9 protein-coding genes are annotated in these 7,707 nt (G+C 53.6%); 8 read left to right on the forward strand and 1 reads right to left on the reverse strand.

Features of this window, described 5'->3' with window-relative positions; translation table 11 throughout:
• From OEL57_RS11445 to OEL57_RS11470, 6 genes are all read left to right on the forward strand, one after another.
• Nucleotides 1-454: ATP-binding protein (locus tag OEL57_RS11445; RefSeq protein WP_300740665.1), on the forward strand; the 454-nt coding region annotated here is incomplete at its 5' end.
• A gap of 37 nt (nucleotides 455-491) precedes the next feature.
• Nucleotides 492-791, forward strand: coding sequence for a hypothetical protein (locus tag OEL57_RS11450; RefSeq protein WP_300740666.1), 300 nt, complete (start codon nucleotides 492-494; stop codon nucleotides 789-791).
• 11 nt (nucleotides 792-802) lie between these two features.
• Entirely contained in the window at nucleotides 803-2,461 is a 1,659-nt protein-coding gene (locus OEL57_RS11455; RefSeq protein WP_300740667.1) for a histidine kinase, read from the forward strand.
• Nucleotides 2,462-2,503: 42 nt separating this feature from the next.
• The gene (locus OEL57_RS11460; protein WP_300740668.1) at nucleotides 2,504-3,112 is read left to right on the forward strand and encodes a response regulator transcription factor; all 609 of its coding nucleotides are present in this window, start codon (nucleotides 2,504-2,506) and stop codon (nucleotides 3,110-3,112) included.
• Between the two features lie 39 nt (nucleotides 3,113-3,151).
• Entirely contained in the window at nucleotides 3,152-3,595 is a 444-nt protein-coding gene (locus tag OEL57_RS11465) for a PPC domain-containing DNA-binding protein (protein ID WP_300740669.1), read from the forward strand.
• 170 nt (nucleotides 3,596-3,765) lie between these two features.
• Complete coding sequence (locus OEL57_RS11470; protein WP_300740670.1) at nucleotides 3,766-4,173, forward strand: DUF1499 domain-containing protein; 408 nt, start codon at nucleotides 3,766-3,768, stop codon at nucleotides 4,171-4,173.
• A 9-nt stretch (nucleotides 4,174-4,182) separates the two neighbouring features.
• Here the strand turns inward: OEL57_RS11470 and OEL57_RS11475 are convergent, their stop codons facing one another.
• Nucleotides 4,183-6,015, reverse strand: a complete 1,833-nt coding sequence (locus OEL57_RS11475) for a thioredoxin domain-containing protein (RefSeq protein ID WP_300740671.1) — start codon at nucleotides 6,013-6,015, stop codon at nucleotides 4,183-4,185.
• An 85-nt stretch (nucleotides 6,016-6,100) separates the two neighbouring features.
• Here OEL57_RS11475 and OEL57_RS11480 point away from each other — a divergent pair, with 85 nt between their 5' ends.
• Nucleotides 6,101-7,243 carry a deoxyguanosinetriphosphate triphosphohydrolase gene (locus OEL57_RS11480; protein WP_300740672.1) on the forward strand — a complete coding sequence of 381 codons (1,143 nt, stop codon included), beginning with the start codon at nucleotides 6,101-6,103 and terminating at the stop codon, nucleotides 7,241-7,243.
• A 1-nt stretch (nucleotide 7,244) separates the two neighbouring features.
• On the forward strand, nucleotides 7,245-7,707 hold a 463-nt coding region (gene yfbR / locus OEL57_RS11485), incomplete at its 3' end, for a 5'-deoxynucleotidase (RefSeq protein WP_300740673.1).

Consider the following 7,707-nt stretch of genomic DNA (forward strand, 5'->3'; position numbering starts at 1 on the left):
ACCGGGAACACTGGCCGGTGTCGGTGCATTACAGTGTCATGTCTGCCAGCAGTTGAAGCAGGAGGGGGCTGCCGGAGAACGTCTGGACAGCCTGGAACTGGCCCTGGGTGAGACCTTGATGAACGCATTTGAACATGGCTGCCTGAAGATAGGCACGGATAAAGCCCGCTTGATACTTGAGGGTGAGTATGAAGACCTGGTACTGTCTTCCCAGGCTGCAGCAGATCAGGAAATACGTCTTGTTCTGAGCCTGTTCAGGCGGAATGAACGCCTTCAGGTCTGGATTGAAGTGATTGATCCGGGGACAGGATTTGATTCAGAAGAGAAATTAACGGGAGTTACTGCTGCCACAGCGCCTTGCGGGCGTGGCTTTAACGTGATGAAACGTTCAGTTGATCTGGTACGCCGCAATCAGGCGGGTAACCGGCTGGTGCTGATGCAGATGTTTGGTTGATACTATACACGCAGCTACCGCACTTAAAGGAGAAACTATGGAAATCAAAACAGTCGGGAGTCAAGAGCTGGTTGTCAGTGGTATTATCAAGACGATTGACGATAGTATGCAACTACGGGGTGAGCTGCAAAAGCTGTATGATGGGGGAGCCAAAAGCATTACCCTGCGGATTGAAGACTCATTTGCCTTGCCGTCGGCAGTCATCGGCTATCTGATGAAGCTGGTGAACCGTGAGAAAGTGAGCCTGACCTTACTGGCTGGTGATAACCGGCTGTATGAATTGCTGGAGGAGTTGCAACTGGCCACCGTCTTTGGTGCTCGTTGTACCGCTCGCTAATCTGGTGACTGATGGTCAATAATCGCGGCATCTTTCCTATACTGTTGATATTTGTTGTTGTAGCGGGTGTCGGTGGAGCGCTGTTGAGCCTCGACCGGATTGAAAGACAGCAGCAGCATTATAAACAGCATACTGAGATGCTGGAAATATCGTACCGGGCTGCAATTCATACCTATAAAGTTGCCACAGAGATCTATCTGCGTGATACGATACGTCAGCCAGAGGTGCTTTCGCTGTTCGCTCATGCCTGGCGGTCTGATGAGGCTGGCAAGGCAAACCTGAGACACCAGCTCTACAACAGGTTGCAGGGGTCGTATCAGGAGCTCTGGCAGTACCGTTTACGCCAGCTGCATTTTCATCTGCCTGATGGCGAAAGCTTTCTCCGCTTTCATCAACCTAAACGTTTTGGTGATAAGCTGTTTAGTGTGCGGCCGTCTGTGCGGATTGCCAATACTGAAAAGCGAGCGGTGATCGGCTTTGAAGCGGGCAGAATCATAGATGGCTTCCGGTATGTCGTGCCGCTTGAGTACCAAGGACGACATATTGGTAGTGTAGAAACCAGCATTCCGTTCAAATCCGTCCAGAGTGCCATGACAGAATATGCCAGTGAACGCGAGTACCAGTTTCTGGTACATGCTGATCTGGTTCAAGAACGCCTGTTTCCTGACTTCCGTTCCGTCTATGCCTCATCCCCTTTTTCCGACGCCTGGTTGATTGAAAATCCTGCCAGAAATCATGCTGACACTGCCAAACCACTTTCAACCACAGCAGATGCCATAGCGAAAAAACTCAGTAAAGATGTCGATACCATACAGCGCATGGTGCGGGGTGAACAGTTTTCAGTGGGGATTGTGCATCGGGGGATCGGCTATGTTGTCTCGTTTGTGCCGGTACCGGAAGTTACCGGTGGCAGGGGCGGGTATCTGGTTTGCTATGCTGTAGAACCGCTGGTGGTGGCTGTCAAGCGCAGTTTTGTGCTGGAATTGACCGGTTTTGCCGTCATGCTTGCCGTTGCTCTCTGGCTCTTGCTTCGCTGGCGCAGTAGTATGGCTGAGCTGGCCGAACAGACAGCCAGAGGACAATATGAAGAAAGTCTGCTGACACAACAGGAACGGGTTGAACATGAGGAGCGGACCCGTATTTCCCGTGAGCTGCATGATGGTATCGGACAGGCATTGCATGCGGTCCTGCTCCGGCTGAAACTGTTGCTTGGTACCGTTGGAACAGATAAAAGTGGTGAACGCAGTGCCATCAAAGAGTTGATCCGGGATGTACAGAACGCTTCATCAGAGCTGAGAAACCTGGTCGTCTCTTTACGCCCCCTGCCGTTATCCGGCATGAATATCGAAGAAGCGGTACGCTGGCTCTGCCGTAATCTGGAAAGGGACGGTGGTGTATCATTACTGGTACAGTCTGCCGGAGAGTTTGATGCTGTTGGTGACCGCTGCAGTCTGGTACTGTTTCGGGTCTGCCAGGAAAGCCTGACCAATATTCTGAAACATGCTGCTGCCAGGCGTGTCCAGGTTTCTCTGCAACGCCAGGGGGATACCATCGTCCTGACGGTAAGTGATGATGGCAGGGGGGGGGGCGAAGGTGGGTATGTCAGGTGGATCAGGGCTGATGATTATGCAGGAACGGGTTGCTCTTGTTGGTGGGCGTCTGGTGATTGATTCTCCTGAAGGTCAGGGCACAAGAATTTTTGTGGAGCTACCATGTCATTGATTCAATTGGTTATTGCAGATGACCATGCCATATTTCGCCAAGGGCTGCGTTCGTTAATCGCCATGGCTGATGATTGTGAAATTGTGGGTGAATGCAGTCGGGGGGATGAGGCGCTGGTCCTGATTCGCAAACTGCGTCCTACGCTTGCCATTCTTGATATTTCTATGCCGGGCCTTGACGGCCTTTCAACCGTTGCAGCCTTGAGGCGTGAGGATGATACGACGCCGGTGGTTGTTCTGACAACCCACGACGACCCGCTGATGCTGGAACGGGCGAGAGTAAGCGGCGCAAATGGCTATGTTAATAAAGAATTTGCCTTTGAACAGCTGCTGCAGACCATCAGGAAGGTTGCGGATGGCTCGGTTTTGCTGGATGCTTCAGAACAGTCCGCTTCGTTACACGATGGACATTTTCTGACAGACAGGGAGCTGGAGGTTATCCGGCTGGTGGCTTGTGGCATGAGCAGTCGCTTGATCGGAGAGTCTCTGGGAATCAGTAATAAAACGGTGGATAACCATCGTACCAATATTATGAACAAGCTGGGCATACATACCACTGCCGAGCTGGTGCGCTACGCCATCAAGGTGGGGCTGGGATAGTGGTTTTTGTTATGGACTTGAACTGAAGAGGAGCAAACGGTGGAATATCAGACGGGAAGACCTGGCAGAATTATAGTGGCTCGTTTTGGTGATGGTGAGGATCTCCTGGCCGGGATTTCAGAGATCTGCCGTGCTGAAAATATCAGGGCCGCCTGCTTTAACATGGTGGGTGGCATGAAAGCAGGCCGTTTTGTGGTGGGGCCTGAAACCGAGGAGATGCCGCCGATCCCGGTCTGGCGTGAACTGCAGGAAAGTCATGAAGCGGTCGGTTTCGGTACGGTGTTCTGGGAGAAGGATCAGCCCAAGGTGCATCTGCATGGAGCCTATGGCAAGCATGACAGTGTCAAGGCCGGCTGTCTGCGGGAAGCGACTCAATCTTTTCTGGTGCTTGAAGTGGTGATTACCGAGATACTGGATGTCAGTATTGTGAGGGCGCTGGACCCGGCATCAGGCATGGTGCTGATGAAGATGAACCAGGCCTGAAAAAAATAGCCGCGAAAGAACGCAAGGATCGCAAAAACAGTTCAAGGCGTTGCTCGATATAACTAATACCGCTGAAGCGGTTTGTAATAATCTGTTTTCTTTTATTTCTTTGTGCTCTTTTGCGGCTATCTGTCTATGTATATAAGCCGCTTTTGGGGGGCTTCGTGCCTATGAACCGATTGCTTGCTCTGGTACTTGCCATGACCATTACATCTGCATATGGGGCAGAGCTGCCTCCCTGCCCTGCATCACCCAACTGTGTTTCCAGCCAGGCTGAAGGCAAGCACCGGATTGCTGCTTTTGTCATCAAAGGTGAGCCAGATCAGGCCTTCAAATGTCTGCACACACTGCTTGCTAAACGCTCCGATACCACGGTAATAGCGGCTGATTCTGATCTGATTAAGGTTGAATTCAGGACGCTGCTTGGATTTGTCGATGACGGGCTGTTCCTGCTGGACCGGCATCAGGCAGTAATCCATCTGCGTTCTGCTGCACGATTGGGCTACTGGGATCTGGGCAAGAACCGGCGACGTATGGAGCAGATCAGGCAGCAGTTTAGCCAGGTTTGTCAGTCATAATACGGCTAGCTATCTCCGTTCTCTGCCATGCCATAGCGTTTGGGCTTCCAATAGCCAGAGCCCGCTGATTGGCTGGCGTATCAAGGATGGCAGTAATCCAGCCAATATCTCTTCTGTCATATTCTGCCATTCAGGCATGGCTGAAAGTCCAGCTAGTGTAACCAGGTTCATGGCCAGGGCTGCCGGCCCGGATGGAATCACCCCATCATGGTTGTCTGACAGTGCAAGCGGAAGCTGTTCCTGATCAGTACCTGCCGTGACAAGCCGCCCATCCAGTGTTGTAAAAAGCTGCAGTGCATCCCTGCAGAGCTGCTCGGCCGCCTGAAGATCCTCACTTCTTTTCTCCGCCTGATACAGTTCCAGATAACCCCAGCCCAGAAAGGCGTAATCCTCCAAAAATGCCGGAATGGTTGATGGCGTACCGCACCAGCTGCGCAGCATACGGCCATCGGCACGGGTCAGGGCGCTGCTGATAAAGGCCGCTGCCCTGCGGGCCGCTTCCAGCCAACGCTGATTACCGGTCAGTGCTGCTCCCCGCGCCAGTGCCGCGATGGTCAGGCCGTTCCAGCCGGACAGGATCTTGATATCACGCAACGGCTGCTGACGAGTAGCCCGTACCTGCAGCAGTTTCTGTCTGGCTGACGTAATCACAGCCGGCTCTTCAGCAACCGGCAGCGCCTGAAACAGTACATTCTCTCCCGGTTCTTCAAAGTTACCCTGATCCGTTACCCCGTACTGGTTGCAGAACAGCGGTGCCTCATCCCCCAAAATCTGCTCAATCTCCTGTTTCTTCCAAACATAGCAGGCCCCTTCCCGGCCTTCCGAGTCTGCATCCAGTCCGCAGTAAAAGCCACCCTCCGGTGCGGTTAGTTCGGACAGCACAAACTCCAGCAGATTGTCGGCCATTTCCAGGTAGTTGCTTTCTGCGGTCAGGACATGGGCCTCCAACGCTGCGTAGGCTACCAAGGCCTGATCATAGAGCATCTTTTCAAAGTGGGGCACCAACCAGTGCTGGTCTGTACTGTAGCGGTGGATGCCACCACCCAGCTGATCCCAGATGCCGCCCTGCCGCATCGCCTTGAGCGTATCAAGCGCCATTTTCTGTTCAGCAGCATCAGGTCGATGCAAGAGAAACAGCAGGTACGGCGGCATCGGAAACTTGGGGGCCTTGCCAAAGCCGTGGTAGTGCGGGTCATGGATCTTGCGCAGGGTGGCGCTTGCCTGGTCAGCTATGGTAGCCAGATTAAACTGGCCTGCTGGTTGTGGCGGCTTGGCCATCTGGGCCAGTGCCTCCATCAGTGAGGCGGCATTGCGTTCAACCGCATCCTGTTTGTGTTGCCATACCTTGGCAATGTTCTCCAGCAGTTCCAGAAAACCGGGCATGCCGTGGCGTGGCTCTTTAGGTAGATAGGTCAGTGCATAAAACGGGGTGCCATCCGGCTTCAGAAAGCAGTTCAGAGGCCAGCCGCCGCTGCCCGTCATGGTCTGGCAGGCAGCCATGCAGAACTCGTCCAGATCGGGCCGCTCCTCCCTATCCACCTTGACCGGTACAAAGGCATGGTTCAGGATATCAGCCACCTCGTCATCCTCAAAGGATTCATGGGCCATGACATGGCACCAGTGGCAGGTGGCATAGCCGATGGAGACAAACAGCGGCAGGTTGCGCTGCTGCGCTTCCTCCTGCGCTGCTGGTCCCCATTCCCGCCAATCCACCGGGTTGCGGCTGTGCTGCAACAGGTAAGGGGAGCGGGAAAAGATCAGGCGGTTGAACTCCGGTCTGCCATCGGCAGCCAGGGTAGAACGGTCAAGGCTCAGCAGGTCATGCAGTTCTTGGTTGGTCATGGGAGATCCAATCATATGAAAAAACTTGCTCAACACCTGTCTGGATAGTACTCTTTCCCATCCTGCAACTGCAAGGGAGTCTTCAATGTTTGATTATAGTGAGCGTCCCGACCTGGCCCCATACGCCTGCACCAGTGCCGCCTCTAAAGGGCGCAAATACCCGGAAGAATCCTCTGATCCCCGTCCCATGTTCGAGCGTGACCGTGACCGGGTCATCCACTGCGCCGCTTTCCGTCGTTTAGAGTACAAGACCCAGGTTTTCCTGAACCACGAAGGGGATTACTACCGTACCCGTTTGACCCATTCGCTGGAGGTGGCCCAGATCGGCAAGGCGGTTGCCCTGCGCCTGCGTCTGAACAGTGACCTGACCGAGGCGCTGGCCCTGGCCCATGATCTGGGGCATACCCCCTTTGGCCATACCGGTGAAGAGGTGCTGAACCAGCTGATGCAGGGCTATGGCGGGTTTGAGCACAACTACCAGTCGTTCCGGGTGGTGAATGAACTGGAAGAACGCTATGCAGAGTTTGATGGTCTGAACCTCTCCTGGGAGGTGCGGGAAGGGATTCTGAAACACTCCTCACCCCATGATGTGCCCACCAGAATACTGGATGAATTCCTGCCCGGGGTGGTTCCCTCCATTGAAGGCCAGTTGATCAACTATGCCGATGAGATCGCCTATAACAACCATGATATTGATGACGGTATTAAATCCGGCTACCTGACCCTGGACCAGTTAAAGGAAGTTGATCTGTGGCAACGGATGGCCAGCCGGGTGCGGGAGCGTTACCCAACCATTGATGACAAGCGGCTGGTGGCGAGGACGGTCAGTGCCCTGATCGGTATGCAGATTACTGATATCTGCGAAACCACCTGGGCCAACATCCAGCAGTACGGCATCACCAATATGGATGATCTGCGCCGGGTCAACCGGGTGCTGGTCCATTTCAGCCCCCAGGTGGAGCAGGAAAACATAACCCTGAAGAAGTTCCTTAAGGAAAAACTCTATCGTCACCACAAGGTGGACAAGATGCGGGTCAAGGCCGAGCATGTCCTGAGTAAACTGTTTGAAACCTACCTGAAACGGCCCAACCTGCTGCCACCCAAGTACCATCGCCGGATTGAGCAGAACGGGGTGGAGCGGACCGTGGCGGATTATCTGGCTGGTATGACTGACCGCTATGCGTTGGATGATTACAAGACTTTGTTCGAGACCTTTGAGAGAGTGTGAAATGAAAAAACAGGTACAACCCGAGTCTCGCCACGATTTTTTTGCCTTTCTGGCCCGGATGCAGTACATCAACCGCTGGGGCCTGATGCGTAATACTCAGCCTGAGAATATTAAGGAACATTCACTTGATGTGGCCATGCTGGCCCATGCCCTGGTGGTGATCCGCAACACCTTTTACGGCGGTACACTGGACCCGAATCAGGCTGCGATGTACGGTATCTTCCATGATGCCAGCGAGATCTTTACCGGCGATATGCCGACTCCGGTCAAATATTTTAATCCCCATTTCAAGAAGTCCTTCCACCAGCTTGAAGACCGTGCCCGTAAGAAACTGCTGGCCATGCTGCCGCCGGAGCTGGCGCAGGTCTATGAACCACTCTTCTTTTTTGAGGAGCAGGATGCGCAATACAAACCGCTTATCAAGGCTGCCGATAAGATCGCTGCACTGATCAAATGTCTAGAAG

The sequence above is a fragment of the Trichlorobacter sp. genome (genome assembly GCF_030247655.1).
Classification (GTDB): domain Bacteria; phylum Desulfobacterota; class Desulfuromonadia; order Geobacterales; family Pseudopelobacteraceae; genus Trichlorobacter.